Source organism: Aeromonas sp. TW 6 (genome assembly GCF_013168745.1).
Classification (GTDB): Bacteria; Pseudomonadota; Gammaproteobacteria; order Enterobacterales; family Aeromonadaceae; genus Aeromonas; species Aeromonas caviae.
In genome coordinates this window covers 65,801-81,498 of sequence record NZ_JABERS010000021.1, presented here as the reverse complement: position 1 = coordinate 81,498, position 15,698 = coordinate 65,801, and the positions used below count along the sequence as shown (strand labels likewise).

Annotated in this window: 13 protein-coding genes and 3 pseudogenes; 7 read left to right on the top strand and 9 right to left on the bottom strand. The window is 61.0% G+C overall.

What is annotated here, in order from left to right; translation table 11 throughout:
* From HKD46_RS12185 to HKD46_RS12175, 3 genes and pseudogenes are all read left to right on the top strand, one after another.
* A pseudogene (locus tag HKD46_RS12185) lies at positions 1 to 65 on the top strand (IS200/IS605 family transposase); the annotation flags it as partial.
* 69 nt (positions 66 to 134) lie between these two features.
* Positions 135 to 1,031 (top strand): DMT family transporter, encoded by an 897-nt coding sequence (locus tag HKD46_RS12180; protein ID WP_049636405.1) that lies wholly within the window; start codon positions 135 to 137, stop codon positions 1,029 to 1,031.
* Positions 1,032 to 1,092: 61 nt separating this feature from the next.
* Positions 1,093 to 1,290 carry a hypothetical protein gene (locus HKD46_RS12175; RefSeq protein ID WP_161470688.1) on the top strand — a complete coding sequence of 66 codons (198 nt, stop codon included), beginning with the start codon at positions 1,093 to 1,095 and terminating at the stop codon, positions 1,288 to 1,290.
* Positions 1,291 to 1,362: 72 nt separating this feature from the next.
* Here the strand turns inward: HKD46_RS12175 and HKD46_RS21390 are convergent, their stop codons facing one another.
* From HKD46_RS21390 to HKD46_RS12165, 3 genes and pseudogenes are all read right to left on the bottom strand, one after another.
* Positions 1,363 to 1,794, bottom strand: a complete 432-nt coding sequence (locus HKD46_RS21390) for a methyl-accepting chemotaxis protein (protein WP_256094419.1) — start codon at positions 1,792 to 1,794, stop codon at positions 1,363 to 1,365.
* A gap of 108 nt (positions 1,795 to 1,902) precedes the next feature.
* Positions 1,903 to 2,661: pseudogene (locus tag HKD46_RS21385) on the bottom strand (PAS domain-containing protein); the annotation flags it as partial.
* Between the two features lie 481 nt (positions 2,662 to 3,142).
* Positions 3,143 to 3,568: a DUF4124 domain-containing protein gene (locus tag HKD46_RS12165; protein WP_043156375.1), complete on the bottom strand. Its 426-nt coding sequence runs from the start codon at positions 3,566 to 3,568 to the stop codon at positions 3,143 to 3,145.
* A 270-nt stretch (positions 3,569 to 3,838) separates the two neighbouring features.
* Between HKD46_RS12165 and fabV the strand changes: the two genes are divergently transcribed.
* Both fabV and HKD46_RS12155 read left to right on the top strand, forming a co-directional pair.
* On the top strand, positions 3,839 to 5,032 hold the full coding sequence (fabV, locus tag HKD46_RS12160) for an enoyl-ACP reductase FabV (protein WP_041212832.1): 1,194 nt from the start codon (positions 3,839 to 3,841) through the stop codon (positions 5,030 to 5,032).
* A 162-nt stretch (positions 5,033 to 5,194) separates the two neighbouring features.
* A pseudogene (locus HKD46_RS12155) lies at positions 5,195 to 6,669 on the top strand (YfcC family protein).
* Between the two features lie 65 nt (positions 6,670 to 6,734).
* On the opposite strand, the gene HKD46_RS12150 reads toward HKD46_RS12155, so the two are convergent.
* Positions 6,735 to 7,949 (bottom strand): pyridoxal phosphate-dependent aminotransferase, encoded by a 1,215-nt coding sequence (locus HKD46_RS12150; RefSeq protein WP_005302243.1) that lies wholly within the window; start codon positions 7,947 to 7,949, stop codon positions 6,735 to 6,737.
* A gap of 356 nt (positions 7,950 to 8,305) precedes the next feature.
* On the opposite strand from HKD46_RS12150, the gene HKD46_RS12145 reads away from it, so the two are divergent.
* Positions 8,306 to 8,515 carry a DUF1653 domain-containing protein gene (locus tag HKD46_RS12145; RefSeq protein WP_010674028.1) on the top strand — a complete coding sequence of 70 codons (210 nt, stop codon included), beginning with the start codon at positions 8,306 to 8,308 and terminating at the stop codon, positions 8,513 to 8,515.
* Positions 8,516 to 8,574: 59 nt separating this feature from the next.
* Here HKD46_RS12145 and HKD46_RS12140 read toward each other — a convergent pair whose 3' ends face one another.
* The 5 genes from HKD46_RS12140 to HKD46_RS12120 form a co-directional block, all read right to left on the bottom strand.
* Positions 8,575 to 8,832: a GrxA family glutaredoxin gene (locus tag HKD46_RS12140; protein WP_010674029.1), complete on the bottom strand. Its 258-nt coding sequence runs from the start codon at positions 8,830 to 8,832 to the stop codon at positions 8,575 to 8,577.
* Positions 8,833 to 9,034: 202 nt separating this feature from the next.
* Positions 9,035 to 10,468 carry a D-alanyl-D-alanine carboxypeptidase/D-alanyl-D-alanine-endopeptidase gene (gene dacB / locus HKD46_RS12135; RefSeq protein ID WP_042017206.1) on the bottom strand — a complete coding sequence of 478 codons (1,434 nt, stop codon included), beginning with the start codon at positions 10,466 to 10,468 and terminating at the stop codon, positions 9,035 to 9,037.
* An 87-nt stretch (positions 10,469 to 10,555) separates the two neighbouring features.
* On the bottom strand, positions 10,556 to 12,316 hold the full coding sequence (locus tag HKD46_RS12130; RefSeq protein ID WP_171865466.1) for a DEAD/DEAH box helicase: 1,761 nt from the start codon (positions 12,314 to 12,316) through the stop codon (positions 10,556 to 10,558).
* A 120-nt stretch (positions 12,317 to 12,436) separates the two neighbouring features.
* Complete coding sequence (locus HKD46_RS12125) at positions 12,437 to 13,474, bottom strand: HlyD family secretion protein (RefSeq protein ID WP_171865465.1); 1,038 nt, start codon at positions 13,472 to 13,474, stop codon at positions 12,437 to 12,439.
* A gap of 10 nt (positions 13,475 to 13,484) precedes the next feature.
* Positions 13,485 to 13,817, bottom strand: a complete 333-nt coding sequence (locus HKD46_RS12120; protein ID WP_104452765.1) for a DUF3302 domain-containing protein — start codon at positions 13,815 to 13,817, stop codon at positions 13,485 to 13,487.
* Between the two features lie 216 nt (positions 13,818 to 14,033).
* On the opposite strand from HKD46_RS12120, the gene HKD46_RS12115 reads away from it, so the two are divergent.
* On the top strand, positions 14,034 to 15,677 hold the full coding sequence (locus tag HKD46_RS12115; protein ID WP_029314351.1) for a mechanosensitive ion channel family protein: 1,644 nt from the start codon (positions 14,034 to 14,036) through the stop codon (positions 15,675 to 15,677).
* The last annotated feature ends 21 nt before the right edge of the window (positions 15,678 to 15,698 follow it).

Genomic DNA, 15,698 nt, shown 5'->3' with positions numbered 1-15,698 from the left:
CGGGCTCTTGCGGCGGAGCACCGTTGGAGGTGATCAAGCAATACATTCAAAACCAGCGGGGCTGACGCCCCGGCGAAATTCCCCTCCCACCTACGTCGGAGGGAGTCCCCTTTCGCATTTAAGATGGAGGCATTGTGCGCCCTTTACCCGCCCTGACGCTGACCCTGGCCATGCTGCTCTGGTCCAGCTCCTTCATCGCCCTCAAACATGTGCTGGAAATCTGGTCCTTCGGTCAGGTGCTCTTCATGCGGATGGGGGTGGCGTCCTGTTGCTGGCTGCTCTGCTACCGCCAGCTTGGCCGCGTCACTTACCAGAAGGGGGATTGGCGCTGGTTGGCCCTGATGGGGGCGCTTGAGCCCTGCCTCTACTTTCTTCTTGAAGTCAACGCCCTGCGTTACACCAGTGCCGGCCAGGCCGGTATGGTCTGTGCCCTGCTTCCCCTGATGGTGGCTCTGGTGGCCTTCGTGCTGCTTGGAGAGCGGGTGAGTCGCCGCCAGCTGCTGGGCTTTGCCATCGCCATCGTTGGCATCGCCCTGCTGGGGTTGGGGGAGGGCGCAGACGAGTTCGCCCCCAACGCCCTGCTCGGCAACAGCCTGGAGATGGGCGCCATGCTCTGCGCCGCCACCTATTCCGTGGTATTCAAGAAGCTCTCCAGCCGCTACGGCGTGATGACACTGACAGCGTTGCAGGCCTTCGTCGGCATGCTCTTCTTCGCGCCCTTTGCCTTCAGTGCGCCCTGGCCCGCGAGCTGGGCCTGGCAGGACATGGGGGTCATCCTCTTCCTCGGCGCCTTCGTGACACTTGGTGCCTACCTGCTCTACAACTGGTCGGTGACCCAGGTGAAGGTGACCCTGGCGGCTGCCTATGTGAACCTCATACCGGTCTTTACCCTGCTGCTCGCCTATCTGCTGCTGGGAGAGACGCTCACTGCCCTGCAATGGGTGGCCTGTGCCGCCGTGCTGGCCGGCATCGGGGTGGGCCAACTGCCGTCCGGCAGGAAGCGTGCGCAGGCAGTCGCCACCGGGGGATGAGTCGCCGTCATTGGGCTACAGTCTGGGCAGGGAAACACGCTGTCTAAGAAGGAGCCGACCGATGAGCGACATGCACTTGCTGGCCGCGGCCAAAAGCCTGTTGAACCATCCCCCCTTTACCCTGGCCGATGCCAGAGCCCTGGAGGCGCTGGAAGAGGAAGCTGTGGGGGAGGAGGGGCTCTGCATCGCCGCGCTATGGGACATCGCCCTCGCGCTGGCGGACGAGGAAGCCAGACACTATCTCCTGGGGGATGGCTGAGCGGGTGTCGGGTGGGCGGACAGCAATGACAACGGGGGGCCTGGGCCCCCCGTTGTCATTGGCAGCTGTCGCTCAGATGGAGAGGCTCTTGACGGTGTCCGACACCGAGTTGGCGTCCTCGATGATCTCCTTGATGACGTCGGCGATGATGGTGGCCTGCTCCTGACCTGCCACCGCCTTGTCGGAGACGACGGAGACGGTCTGGGTGATCTGGGAGGTGATCTCCGAGTTGTGCTTGATGACGGTGACGATCTCGCTGGTGGAGCTGGAAGTGCGCGCCGCCAGTTGCCTCACCTCGTCGGCCACGACCGCGAATCCCCGTCCCTGTTCCCCGGCGCGGGCCGCCTCGATGGCCGCGTTGAGGGCCAGCAGATTGGTCTGATCCGCGATGCCGCTGATGGTGGAGATGATGGATTCGATGCTCCTGGATTGCTGGTTGAGCTGCTCTATCTGTTTGCTGACCGCATTGACCGAGGTGTTGATGTGAGAGGAGGTGTCGAGCACCCTGTCGATGACCTCCCGCCCCCTGGCGGCGCTCGCGACGGTTTCGCTGGCGATGGCACACGCCTTCTGGGCCGCTTCCCGGGTGGAGATGGATTTCTCCACCCGCTCGGTGATGTCGCTCGCCAGCTTGATGATTTTGACCACCTTGCCCTCGTGGTTGAAGATGGGGTTGTAGGTGGCCTCCAGCCATATCTTCTCCCCCCGGTGACCCAGACGCATGAAAAGCCCGGACTTGATGTCACCCGAGCCGAGATCCTGCCAGAAATGGGGGTTGTTCTGGTAGAACTCGGTGTCACAGAAGAGACGATGATGCTTGCCGACCACCTCTTCCAGCCGGTAACCAAAGCAGTTGAGGAAATTCTGGTTGGCGGTGATGACGGTGCCATCGGGTTGGAAATCGATGACCGCCAGGGACTTGTCCAGGGCTGCCAGCAGGGCCTGGGTGCGCTCCAGGGTGGATTGCTGCTGGGTCACGTCGGAGGCGACCTTGGCGATCCGCACCACCTTGACGTCGATCACGATGGGGAAATAGGTCGCCTCCAGCCACACGGCCTTGCCGGATTTCGACTGGCGAATGAAGCGGCCGCTGCGGGAGACGCCGTGGCGCAGATCCTGCCACAAGGTCTCGTAATCCCGGGTATTGACGTCGTCGGGGAAGCAGAGGGTGCTGTGATGCTTGCCGATCACCTCGTCACGTTCAAATCCCACGATCTTGAGAAACAGCGCGTTGGCGAAGGTGACCACTCCCGCCGGGGTGAACTGGACGAAGGGGACCTGCAACTGGATAGCCTGTTCAAATGCCCCCAGCTCCACCACCCTTGCCGCTTGCTCACTGGCTTCCTTGCTTGCTTTTTGATTCCAGAACATGACAGCGCTCCTCCATGAGACCCTTGAATGGGATAACGACCAAATATGAGTAAATTAACAATAGCATTGCGTCCTGATGAGTCGTCATCGTACTCAAATTAACTTTTTATTTTTCAATGTTGATAAATAGCTTCTTAATTGTAGGGTCTCGTACCAAGGTTATTTATCTCGTGGACCGCTTTGGGCCCCAGGGAATATTGGCATGAAGGCGCCTCTTTTGGCACTGACAATTGTCACGATGCCCCTATATATCGCCCTCGTATGAACCCTGTGGCACGTCAGGGATCTCGGTGGGGATAAAGTTGAGTCTTCTGGAACGCGGTGAAATTAGGTGGCTACGGGGATCGGGAAAAAGCCGCTATCTGACTCTCTGGTGTGAGAAATAAACGGCCAAGGGTGTGAGTTTTTGGATATCCGGCATGTGTGAACCCGTGACGACATTGCCGCTTCGGTATATTTTCTGTCCCGAAACAGGGAGTGTTTATTTTGCCTGCAAGGTAGAGAGTTTCTGGTTCAGGGACTCAATCTCTTTCTGATATCGGGTAGTGACCGACTGCATCTCTGCGGAGACATTGCGGGATCTTGCCTTGTTCTCCGTGATCTGGGTCATCTCGTTGTTCATCTTCTGCTTTTTGGCCTCGATCTCGGTGCGCAGAGCCTCGGCCTGGCGTTGTTTCTGGCCGTTCGCCAGGCTCTGCTCTATCTCCCGGGTCTGGTTGGCCGCCTGCTCCACCGCCTCGGGGGAGGGGGTATAGACATTGAGTACCATGGGTTTGGCGTCGCTGCTGCAGGGGATGTCGCTGAAGGTGATCTGCCCATCGCGGGCGCATTGATAGACAGCCGCCTGGACAACGGGGACGTTGGCAAGCCCCAGGCAGGCGAGAGAGATGACCAGCATGCGTGACATAGACTCCTCCTTGAATCCTCTTCCTTGCACACTAGTACATGGCGCAAGGTCAGACAACGGCCTCGTTCCGGGTGTGACATTCCGGTCCTCACGTCGCCTCTCTCTGGTCCATGGCGGGGAGATCTCCTGCGCAATGGGTGTGCCATGGCGGCACAAAGCGACGGATCCCTGCCTGTTTCCCCGCAGTTCAACACATCAGAGCACCATAACGGGCCGCAATGAGGTATCTTATGCCCCGATTTCATCCATCAAACGGATAAGAGACAACACATGATCATCAAACCCAAGGTTCGCGGCTTTATCTGCACCACCACCCACCCGGTTGGTTGTGAAGCCAATGTTCGTCGCCAGATCGCTTACACCCAAGCCAAGGGCGCCATCGAGAATGGCCCCAAGAAGGTGCTGGTGATCGGCGCTTCCACCGGCTATGGTCTGGCCTCCCGCATTGCCGCAGCCTTCGGCAGCGGAGCTGCCACCATCGGTGTCTTCTTCGAAAAGCCGAGCTCCGAGACCAAGACGGGCTCCGCCGGCTGGTACAACTCCGCCGCCTTCGACAAGGCCGCCAAAGAGGCCGGCCTCTACGCCAAGAGCATCAATGGCGATGCCTTCTCCCACGAGTGCCGTGCCAAGGTGATCGAGCTCATCAAGCAGGATCTGGGTCAAATCGATCTGGTGGTCTACTCCCTGGCCTCTCCGGTGCGCAAGCTGCCGGACACCGGCGAAGTGGTGCGCTCCGCCCTCAAACCCATCGGCGAGGTCTACACCTCCACCGCCATCGACACCAACAAGGATCAGATCATCACCGCCACCGTCGAGCCGGCGAATGAGGAAGAGATCCAGAGCACCATCACCGTCATGGGCGGCCAGGACTGGGAACTGTGGATGGCGGCTCTGCGCGATGCGGGTGTGCTGGCTGACGGTGCCAAGTCCGTGGCCTACTCCTACATCGGTACCGACCTGACCTGGCCAATCTACTGGCATGGTACCCTGGGCCGAGCCAAGGAAGATCTGGACCGTGCCGCCACCGCGATCCGTGGCGATCTGGCCGCCAAGGGGGGGACCGCCCACGTGGCCGTCCTCAAATCCGTTGTGACCCAGGCCTCCTCTGCCATTCCCGTGATGCCGCTCTACATCTCCATGGCCTTCAAGATCATGAAGGAGAAGGGCATCCACGAGGGTTGCATGGAGCAGGTGGACCGCATGATGCGCACCCGCCTGTACGGCGCCGACATGGCGCTGGACGAGCAGGCACGCATCCGCATGGATGACTGGGAACTGCGTGAAGACGTGCAGCAGACCTGCCGTGATCTCTGGCCCTCCATCACCACCGAGAACCTCAGTGAACTGACCGACTACACCGGCTACAAGCAGGAGTTCCTGCGCCTGTTCGGTTTCGGTCTGGACGAGGTGGACTACGATGCGGACGTGAATCCGGACGTGCAATTCGACGTGGTCGAGCTGTAAGTCGGTCACCAGCACAGACAGGGCCCTGCGGGGCCCTGTTTTTTTGCAGCAGACTCAACCTGTTGCCTCAGGTTTATTATCCGCGATCACCTTTTTCCCCGAACAAACCCGCTAGGCTTGCGCTGTCCGGATCACAGACGGCACCGCCGAGGTACGAAAGTCATGACCACATCCCATGAGGCGCCCAAGAAGCGCCAGCTCCCGACGGTTTATACCCTGCTTTTCATCATCATCGCCCTGATGGCGGCCCTCACCTGGGTGCTGCCGGCGGGCAAATACAACTATGTGACGGCCAAGACCCAGCAGCCGGTGGCGGCAGCGGCCGTGGCCGACTACAGCGGTGACGAGCGACTGCTGCCGGTACCCGGCAGTTACACCGAGCTCCCTTCCCAACCCCAGGGGGTATTCGATGTGCTCAAGGCGCCCATCCAGGGCTTTCACAAGGCGGCGGACGTAGCACTGTTCGTACTCATCATCGGCGGCTTTCTGGCGGTGACCATGCAGAGCGGTGCGCTGGATGCCGGGGTCGGGGCCATAGTGCGTACCTTCGCCGGGCGCGAGCGGCTGCTCATCCCGGTGCTGATCGCCCTGTTCGCCCTGGGTGGCTCCACCTTCGGCATGGCGGAGGAGACGGTGGCCTTCTGGGCACTCATCGTGCCGGTGATGATGGCGGCGGGCTTCGATCGCATTGTGGCGGCCGGGATCATCCTGCTCGGCTCCGGGGTCGGGGTGCTCGCCTCCACCGTCAATCCGTTTGCCACCGGCATCGCCTCCGGTTTCGCGGGTATCCCCATCGGTGAGGGGATAGGGCTACGGTCATCCAGTGGCTGCTGCTGGTGATCTTCGCCTCCTGGTTCGTGATGCGCTACGCCAGGCAGGTGCAGCAGGACAAGTCCCGCTCCGTGCTGGCTGATATCGTTTATGACGACGAGTTCTCCCAGATGAAGAGCGGCAACCTCGCCTTCAGCGGCAAGCAGAAGCTCACCATGCTGGTCTTCTTCGGCACCTTCCTGCTGATGATCTATGCGGTGGTGCCCTGGTCGGATCTGGGCATCGATCTGTTGCCCACCCTGGGCTGGTGGTTTGACGAGCTCTCCACCCTCTTCTTCAGCGCCTCCATCCTGATTGCCCTCATCAACCGGATGCCGGAGTCCAACTACGTGGCGACCTTCCTCAACGGGGCGCGGGATCTCATCGGGGTTGCCCTGGTGGTGGCGGTGGCGCACGGCATCTATGTGGTGATGGAGCACGGCGTCATCATCGACACCATACTGCACTGGGCCGAGGGACTGGTGAGCGGGCTGTCGTCGTCGGTCTTCATCCTGATGGCCTATCTGGTGCACATCATCCTGAGCTTCTTCATTCCCTCCACCTCGGGGCTTGCGACCGTCTCCATGCCGTTGATGGGGCCGCTGGCGGACTTCTCCGGCATCTCGCGGGATCTGGTGATCACCGCCTATCAGTCCGCCTCCGGCTGGATCAACCTGTTCGCCCCCACCGCCGCTCACCTGGTGGCGGGGCTGGCGCTCGCCAGGATCCCCTACGATCGCTTCGTGCGCTGGGTGCTGCCCTTCATCATCGGGGCGGCTCTCATCACCATGGTGGTACTGGTGGCCGGGGCTCTGCTGCACGGCTGATGGCGCGGATAGAAAACGACAGACAACAAAAAGGCTCCCGCGGGAGCCTTTTTCATGAGCCTTGCTTACTGCTTGTAGCCCTTGAGGAAGCGGGCGAGACGGCCGATAGCCTCTTCCAGCTCCTCTTCCCGGGGCAGGAACACCAGGCGGAAGTGATCCGGTGCAGGCCAGTTGAAGCCGGTGCCTTGCACCAGCAGGAGCTTCTCCTGCTGCAGCAGGTCGAACACCATCTTCTGGTCGTCGCGAATGTCGTACACCTTGGGGTCGAGGCGCGGGAACATGTAGAGCGCCCCCTTGGGCTTGACGCAGGAGACCCCAGGGATCTCGTTCAAAAGCTCCCAGGCTTTGTCCCGTTGGCGACGCAGGCGGCCCCCCGGCAGGATCAGCTCGTTGATGCTCTGGTAGCCCCCAAGGGCGGTCTGGATGGCGTGCTGCATGGGCACGTTGGCACACAGCCGCATGGAGGCCAGCATCTCCAGCCCCTCGATATAGCCCTTGGCACGACCCTTGGGTCCGGTGATGACCATCCAGCCCTGGCGGAAACCGCAGGCGCGGTAGGCCTTGGAGAGGCCGTTGAAGGTCACCACCATGACGTCGTCGCACAGGGTGCAGACGCTGGTGTGGGAGATGTCGTCGTAGAGGATCTTGTCGTAGATCTCGTCGGCGAAGATGATGAGGTTGTGCTGACGGGCGATCTCGATCACTTCAAGCAAAAATTCGCTGCCGTAGACGGCGCCGGTCGGGTTGTTGGGGTTGATCAGCACCAGGCCGCGGGTGCGCGGGGTGATGCGGGCGCGGATGTCGTCGAGATCCGGATACCAGTCAGCCCCTTCGTCACAGCGGTAGTGCACCGCATGGCCGCCGGAGAGGGTGACGGCCGCGGTCCAGAGCGGGTAGTCGGGGGAGGGCACCAGCATCTCGTCGCCGTTGTTGAGCAGCGCCTGCATCGCCATCACGATGAGCTCGCTGGCGCCGTTGCCGATGTAGATGTCATCGATGTCGACCTTGCGCATCCCTTTTTGCTGGTAGTACTGCATCACCGCCTTGCGGGCCGAGAACAGCCCCTTGGAGTCGCAGTAGCCCTGGCTCTGGGGCATGTTGAGGATCACATCCTTGATGATCTCCTCCGGTGCTTCGAAGCCAAACGGGGCCGGATTGCCGATGTTGAGCTTGATGATGCGGTGACCTTCGTCTTCGAGACGGCGAGCTTCTTTGTGCACCGGGCCGCGGATGTCATAGCAGACATCGTCGAGCTTGTGCGACTTGTCGATAGTGAACATGGTGAGCGTGATTCCTTCCCCGTGGGGCACGTTGGCAGAAAAGCTGTTTTTAGTATCAAATTTCTCTGCCCCTATTCTTCACAGAATTGAATGCTAGAACAATCTAATTTATGGAATAAATCCCTGATATTTGCCCCTGAAACAGGGTTGTTGAAATGTTAAATTCAGCATGATCGTTTGCCTCTCTTTGGTAGATCAGTGAAAGATGAGGAGCAGATTCATAAAGCAACATGAGTGTATTGAAATATCTCCCCCATCTGGCACGATTGGCTGGGGTAAAAAAGGCCCCGACCCGTCGGTCTGCCAGGGGAGCATGCAGGCACGGGGGCTCATCTTTCCGCTCTCGAGGTTCACTCATGCAGGCACCCGCCACCGGTCGCTACCGCCATTTCAAGGGGGGCTATTACCAGGTTCTGGCCCTGGCCTTGCACACCGAAACCCAGGAGCAGCTGGTGATCTATCAATCCGAACAGGATGGTCAGGTCTATGCCCGCCCCGTCGCCATGTTCATGGAGTGGATTGAACATCAGGGACAGGTGGTGAGCCGCTTCACGCCGGTGGCCTGAGGCAGACTTGGCGACATGAAAAAAGGCGCCAGAGGCGCCTTTTTTCATGGTGTCGGGGCTTACAGACCCAGATTGGCTCTGGCATAGGCCTCAAAATCGGTGCAGCCGCCGATGTGCTGCTCATCCAGGAAGATCTGCGGCACAGTGGTGACCGGCTTGCCCGCCTTGGCGGCGAGATCGTCCTTGGTCAGCCCGGCCACGTTGATATCCACGTAGCGGAACTCGAAGTCATCGCGCTCCTCGGTCAGCTGCTCGGCAATCTGCTTGGCACGCACGCAATAGGGGCAACCGGGACGACCAAAAATCTCTACAAACATCTTTTCTCTCCATTAAACAAGCCGTTGAAGAAGGCCATTGAGATGAGGCTGGGCACAGCATAGCCGTGGCGCCCTGTCAGTCAAAGCTGAAAATTGCGATGCTTCCGTTCGCCATCTCCGATTGCGCCCGCTGCTGATGATGGCGCCAGCGTCCCCCAAGGCCGGGGAATCGGGCCGCCTTGCCGGCAAGGCAGCCCGTCTATCACTGCTCGACGATCTGGATGGGTTGCTGCTGGTAGATGCTCTCCAGCACGCCTTTTTCGAAGACGGTCCAGGGCCAGGGCGCCTTGCTGGCGCGGTAGCGCTCGTGGGTTGCCGGATCCTGGGAGAGACCGCGCTGGAACATCACGAAGGCCTTGCGCTGGCCACCGGCGGTGTCGATGAAACCGGCGAGGTTCGAGGTACCTGTGATGGTACCGGTCTTGGCGTGCACCTTGTTCTTCATCATGGGAGCGGTGACGCTGCGTCGCCAGGCCAGGGTGCCGTCTACCTGGGAGCTTGGCAGCAGCTTGATGAAGTCGAGCTCGGCATCGTTCTTCTGGATGAAGTTAAGCACCGACAACATCTGGCGCGCGCTGATGAGATTGTGGGCGGAGAGGCCGGAGCCGTCGGCCAGGGTGGCGTTGCCAAGGTCAATGCCGTGCTTGGTCAGGATGGCGCGCACCGCCATGGTGCCGCTGCGATAGCTGCCCGGCTTGTTGTAGTAGTGACGCCCCACGGTTTTGAGGAAGGTATCGGCGTAGAGGTTGTCGGACTTTTTCAACATCTTGGCGAGCATCACCGGCAGGGAGACAGAGTAGTGGGTCGCCAGGGTCTGGGCACCGACAGGGGCCTGATGGGTGACCCGCAGCAGGCCGTCGTGGCTGATCCCGGCGCGGTTCATGGCCCAGCGGATGTTGTCCCAGCCCCAGGCCTCCACGTCATGGATGGCAAAGCGCAGCCCTTGTGGCTCCTTGTTCGGGGTGATGCAGCCCTTGAGCTCGTAGAAGTTGCCCTTGGCCATGTCTACTTCCAGAGCGCAGAACTGACGCGCCATGTCGCCATAGCTCATCACCTCCACGTTGTCGGCGCCGATGCCGATGGGCACGCCGGTGGCCACGTTGCCCACCGCAGGCTTGCCAATCTGGGTGGCGGTGATGGTGCCGTAGGCGCAGTTCTTGTCGATGATGACCGAGGAGACGGGAGCGGCGAAGCAGAGGGTCTGATCCCCCCAGGACCAGCCGTTGCCACGCTCATAGCCGTTGTAGGCACCGGTGTTGACATAGACGTTGCCCTGAATGCGGGTGACGCCCAACTGTTTGAACAGGGCAACCAGATCCATGCGCGACAGGGTCGGGTCGCCGACGAAGTTGATCCAGATGTCGCCGTTGATGGTGGTGCCCTGTTTGGCGCCGGGCTGGGCCTGGATGTCGGTGGCGAAGCGGAAGTCGGCACCGAGTTCGAGGCGTGCAGCGAGCGCGGTGAGCACCTTCATGGTGGAGGCGGGGGCTATCATGTCATCGGCGTGACGGGCAAATTCCACCCCGTTGTTGCCCTGTACGATGACGGCGTACTGGCCCCCCTTGGGCGGGGTCAGCGGGGCGGCGTGGACCGCCAGAGAAAAGAGAGCACAAAAACCAATCAACAGCCGCTGCATAGGATCCTCTAACTGAACGAAAGGGCGGCATCAGAAACCGCCCCGATAATCAAACCGGGTGACTGCCGGGTATCGCCTGCCATGGGGTCAGGCCGGGGCGTTGGCAGTCCGGTAACGCCCCTCGTAATCGAATATTTTTTCCTTCACCTGCCAGAAGCGTCCCGACTTGCGGGCGATGACGAAATCCGGGTGACGGAACTGGTTTGCCGCGAGCATCACGCTCGCCAGGGTCGTGAATTCGGGCTCCAGGCCCGGGGCGGGCCAATAATGACGCACAAAGCGTTGTTGAAACAAGCGCTGTGCACCCCGGGAGTGAAAGGGGAAGTACTCTGTCAGGGTCAGGCCATCCTCGTCGTGGTAGGTCACCTCCAGCCGCTCCCCCTGCTTGCCGCGCCCGGCACTCAGGGTCAAACCGGCGCAGCGGATCACCATGCAGTCCTTGAGATTGAGGGCTTCCTTGAGCTTGTCGTCAGGGTCCACCAGCAGCTGGTCACAGCTTTGGCAGCGACGGGCGGCGATGTCGTTTTCAGCGCCGCAACCGGGGCAGATCTTGGCGCGAAAGCGGTAGTCGCACTCCTCGCGGTTGCCCTCGTCATCTTCAAACAGTCCCTGACAGCGGCGGCCATAGTGCTCGATCACCTTGCCATCCTCGTCGGTCTTGCCCCAGAAGGTGTTGGCAAAGCCGCAGGCGGGGCAGGGCACCTGAACCGGCTCGGTGCCGGCGTGGGGCCTGGGCTCCCCCACTTCGGGGGCAAACAGGTTGAAGTTGTTGCCTGCGTAGTCGAGCACCAGGCAATCGCTCTTGCCGGGTGAGAGGCGCAGGCCCCGTCCCACAATCTGCTGATAGAGCGACACCGATTCGGTGGGGCGCAGCATCACGATGAGGTCGACGTGGGGGGCATCAAAACCGGTGGTGAGCACCGCTACGTTGACCAGAAACTTGAGCTCGCGCGCCTTGAAGGCACTGATTAGAGCGTCGCGCTCCGGTCCCGGTGTCTCGCCGGTGACGAGGGCGGCCTGCTGGCCTCTGGTACCGAGCAGGCCATGAATTTCCCGGGCATGCTCGACGGTGGCGGCGAAGATCATCACCCCCTGCCGGTCGGCCGCATACTCCAGCACCTGGCTCAGGATATGGGGGGTGACCCGCTCCTGTCGCTTGATCTCGCCGTTGAGCTGCGCCTCGCTGAACAGGCCGTTTTCCCGCGGCACCAGCTTGCTGAAGTCGTAGTGGACGATGGGGGCGTCCACCAGGCGCGGCGGGGTCAGGTAGCCGTTTTTCACCATGAAGCGCAGGGGCAGTTCGAACACGCAGTCACCGAACAGCCGCTCGCCGTGGCTCTTGACCATGCCGTGGTAGTGGCGCCGGTAGATCCAGCCCAGCCCCAGCCGATAGGGGGTGGCGGTGAGCCCGAGGATCTTGAGGGCCGGATTGGCGGCCTTGAGATGCTCGATCACCTGATGGTATTGGCTGTCGTCATCGAGCGAGACCCGGTGGCACTCGTCGATGATGAGCAGCGAAAAAGCCCCGTCGAAGGCATCCAGATTGCGCGCCACCGACTGCACCGAGCCAAACACCACCTGGGCGCTCGCCTCCTTCCGATCCAGCCCGGCGGCGAAGATGTCGGCCCGGAGTCCCCAGGCCTCGTACTTGGCGTGGTTCTGTTCCACCAGCTCCTTGACGTGAGCTAGCACCAGCACCCGGCCACGGGCCTTGCGGGCCAGCTCGGCGATCACCAGGCTCTTGCCGGCCCCGGTGGGCAGCACCACCACGGCGGGATCCGGGTGTTTGCGAAAGTGGCTGATGACGGCGTTGACCGCGTCGGTTTGATAGGGTCTGAGAACGAACATGGGGAACGGTTGTGGCGCAAGGTGGCGCCATTATAGGGATCTTGCAGGGAAAATGCAGTGAGGGGGGCGTGCTGACAGGAAGCGGGCCGGCAAGATGCCGGCCCGTGCAGGTCAGGGACCTCAGTGGAAGGGGAACAGGTAGTTGAGCCAGCTACCCATGCGCATCAGGATCTTGCGCATGATGGCCACGTGGTGGAAGTGCTCGGTATAGATGGCGGCCTGACCGCTGGAGCCCGCGATCACCTGGTAGTTTGCCCACTCGGGATCGGTGATCTCGAGCACGATGGGCAGGCGACCCGGTACCTGAGCCGAAGTCTGATCGATAAGACCTGCCTGTGCCTGGATGTTGCCCGGTGCCATGGCCGGGATAACGGACTGCACCTTGGCCTTGAAGATGCGACCCGGGATGCCGTCGAGCACGACTTCGGCCTCGTCACCCGCCTTGAGCCGCTGCATGCTGTTCTGCCAGAACCAGCCGACATAGGCATTGGCATCTTCATGAATGAAGGTCATCACGGGGCGGAACATGAAGGGGGCGGCAATCATGCCCGGGCGCAATGCCAGTTGCACGACATGACCGTCACTCGGGGCGTAGACCACGGTCTGCTCCAGATCGTACTTGGCGATGTTGAGCTGGGCACTCAGGTCATTGAGGGTCGCTTTTTGCTGATCTATCTGGGCGACGATGTCATCCACGTTGGCCTGGGTGACGTCGAGGTCGCGCTGTTTGCCGATGCCCCGTCGCATCAGCTCCTGGGCGCGATCCCTGTCCAGGCTGGCGGAGCGCAGGCGGGCGTCCAGAGCCTTCAGAAAATCGGTGTTGGAGGCGAGGCGCGCCGTCAGGCTGGCGACCTTCTCCTGGAAGGGCTCAGCGTCGATGCGAAACAGCACATCCCCTTTCTTGACCGGTTGGTTGGGCTTGACCGGGACGTCGGTGACTCGTCCCTTGACCAGGGGCACGACCGGGGTGGAGACATAATAGTTGCGAGCCAGCTCGGAATAGGGGGGGTTGTAGTTCATCAGCATGATGAGTGTGCCGATGATGATGACGCCACCCAGCACGGCGGTCGGCACGGTCCACTTGTTGAGCGGGATCTTGAAGATCTTGAAAATACCTATGCAGAGGGCCGTATAGGTGAGAATAAGTAGCAGGTCCATGGGGCGTTACCTATTTGTCGGTCTGTTCGAGCGTGGCCATGCGAGCCTGCAGTGCGGCCAGCTCCTCTTTGAGTGCGCTGATCTCTGTTTCGTCATGTTGTAGGCGTTGCGAGAAGCCCCAGCCGCGATCGGGGCGATAAATCGTGGCCCAGATCCAGAGGAAGGGCCAGAGCACGTGCAGGGTGAACAGGCTGACCCAGCCTGCCACGTGAATGGCGTCCTGGTGGGGGTGATTACGGTGCTTGGCAATTTCATATGGAATATCGTGAATGACGATAATGCCATAGAACATGACCAAGACGACAAACACCAGGATCCCCAGGGCAATGTAGTCAAGTACCATCGATTTCTCCCGTCTGAGTCGCTAACAATGCTTCGATTGTCGAGTCGAGGCTTCGGCAATAATGACAGCATATGCCGTCGGTGCAAGTCTGCAATCGGAGAGTTGGTGTGGCGGTACAGGCATGGTTCATCGGTTGCTCATTTAACACACAAAATTGATTTGGTTAGATAAAATCAAGCAGCAATGGATGCCCGGGCAAGGTGAGAGGTGAACCTGATGAACGAATGGTGCAGTGGCAAAGGATGGCGGCTTGGCCTGTTGCTGATCTGCCTGTTGTGGTCCCGCCTCGGCTGGACCGCCGAACCCAGAATGGAGCCCAATGAGCAGGAGTTGGCACAGACCCTGGTCCTGCTTCATGAACCCATCGTCATGCTGACGGCTAAATATGGCAACCTGGATGGGGCGGCCAGGGTACGGCTGGCCCATGAGCGAGTTCAGCGGATGGAGCCAAGCGACCTCATGACGCCTGTGGCCGTGACGAAAGGCAGTCGACACGGCCAGGAGAGCCGGGAGTTTCTGGTCAATGGCAAGCGCATTCTGGTGCTGCTGGAAGGGGACCTTGATGAATTCGACGAGCTGACCCTGGATCAGGCGGCCGAACGTGTCCTGCATCGGCTCGACGGCGTGCGCATCAAGTATCTCGAGCTGCACTCGACCCCCTATTTGCTCAGAGCCGTCGGCTTGGCGGTGGTGGTCAGCCTGATCTTCTTCGGCCTCATCTGGCTGTTGCAGCGGGGGCATCGGCGAGTCAGAAAGTGGCTGGCCAACCGCCTGTTGCTGCAGAAGGGGCTGGTCCCCCACTCCTGGCGCCAGGTCACCGGGAATGTCGAGGTCCGCTTGCTCGGCCTCATCACGCTGCTGCTCATCTTCATGCTCACCTATGGCTGGCTGACCTATGTGCTCGGCCTGTTCCCCCAGACCCGGGCCTGGAGCTATCAGCTTGGGGAATCCCTGTTTGCCCTGTGTGGCGACATGCTGGAGGGCATGATTGCCGCCATGCCCGGTCTGGTAACCGTGCTGCTTATCGTGGTCATCACCCGTTTCTTCATCAAGATGCTGGCCATCCTCTTCGACCGCATCGAGCGTGGCCAGTTTCGGGTGCAGGGTTTGCACGCCGAGACCATAGGCGCCACCCGGCGACTGCTGTCAGTGGTGATCTGGCTGTTTGCCCTGACCGTGGCCTACCCCTATCTGCCGGGTGCGGATTCCGATGCCTTCAAGGGGATCAGCGTCTTCTTCGGTCTGATGGTGACACTGGGATCGGCCGGTATCATGAACCATGCCATGAGCGGCCTGGTGCTCATTTACTCCCGCGCACTGCGGCCAGGGGATCTGGTGCAGATCGGCGAGGTGGAGGGGATGGTGAGCGAGCTCAATGCCCTCTCGACCAAGCTGGTGACGCGCCAGGATCACGAGGTCACGCTGCCCAATGCAGTGGTGGTGGGGGGCAAGGTGGTGAACCTGACACGGCTGGCGGGCGAGAAGGGGGTGGCCCTGTTGACCAAGGTGACCATCGGTTATGACACCCCCTGGCGTCAGGTACATGCCATGCTGGAGCTGGCCGCGCGGCGCTGCACCCGGCTCAATCAGGATGAAGCTCCCCTGGTGCGGCAGTTGCATCTGCAGGATTGGTATGTGGAGTACGAGTTGCAGGTGAGGATGAAGGCAAGCGAACTCCCTGCGGTGGTCAAGACGGAGCTCCATGGCCATATTCAGGATGTCTTCAACGAGTTCGGGGTGCAGATCATGTCCCCCAACTTCATTGCCCAGCCGGAACAGGCTGTGCTGGTGGCCAGGGAGCAGTGGTATCAGGCGCCGGCCCGGGCGCCCGATTCCGCCGAGCCCCCCGCCAGAGAGTGACCACAAAAAGCAGAGGCCCGG

Coding starts and splice junctions, on each gene's coding strand:
- HKD46_RS12175 (WP_161470688.1), top strand. CDS start 1,093: ATGAGCGACATGCACTTGCTGGCCGCGGCCAAAAGCCTGTTGAACCAT.
- HKD46_RS12165 (WP_043156375.1), bottom strand. CDS start 3,568: ATGTCACGCATGCTGGTCATCTCTCTCGCCTGCCTGGGGCTTGCCAAC.
- fabV (WP_041212832.1), top strand. CDS start 3,839: ATGATCATCAAACCCAAGGTTCGCGGCTTTATCTGCACCACCACCCAC.
- HKD46_RS12150 (WP_005302243.1), bottom strand. CDS start 7,949: ATGTTCACTATCGACAAGTCGCACAAGCTCGACGATGTCTGCTATGAC.
- HKD46_RS12145 (WP_010674028.1), top strand. CDS start 8,306: ATGCAGGCACCCGCCACCGGTCGCTACCGCCATTTCAAGGGGGGCTAT.
- HKD46_RS12140 (WP_010674029.1), bottom strand. CDS start 8,832: ATGTTTGTAGAGATTTTTGGTCGTCCCGGTTGCCCCTATTGCGTGCGT.
- dacB (WP_042017206.1), bottom strand. CDS start 10,468: ATGCAGCGGCTGTTGATTGGTTTTTGTGCTCTCTTTTCTCTGGCGGTC.
- HKD46_RS12130 (WP_171865466.1), bottom strand. CDS start 12,316: ATGTTCGTTCTCAGACCCTATCAAACCGACGCGGTCAACGCCGTCATC.
- HKD46_RS12125 (WP_171865465.1), bottom strand. CDS start 13,474: ATGGACCTGCTACTTATTCTCACCTATACGGCCCTCTGCATAGGTATT.
- HKD46_RS12120 (WP_104452765.1), bottom strand. CDS start 13,817: ATGGTACTTGACTACATTGCCCTGGGGATCCTGGTGTTTGTCGTCTTG.
- HKD46_RS12115 (WP_029314351.1), top strand. CDS start 14,034: ATGAACGAATGGTGCAGTGGCAAAGGATGGCGGCTTGGCCTGTTGCTG.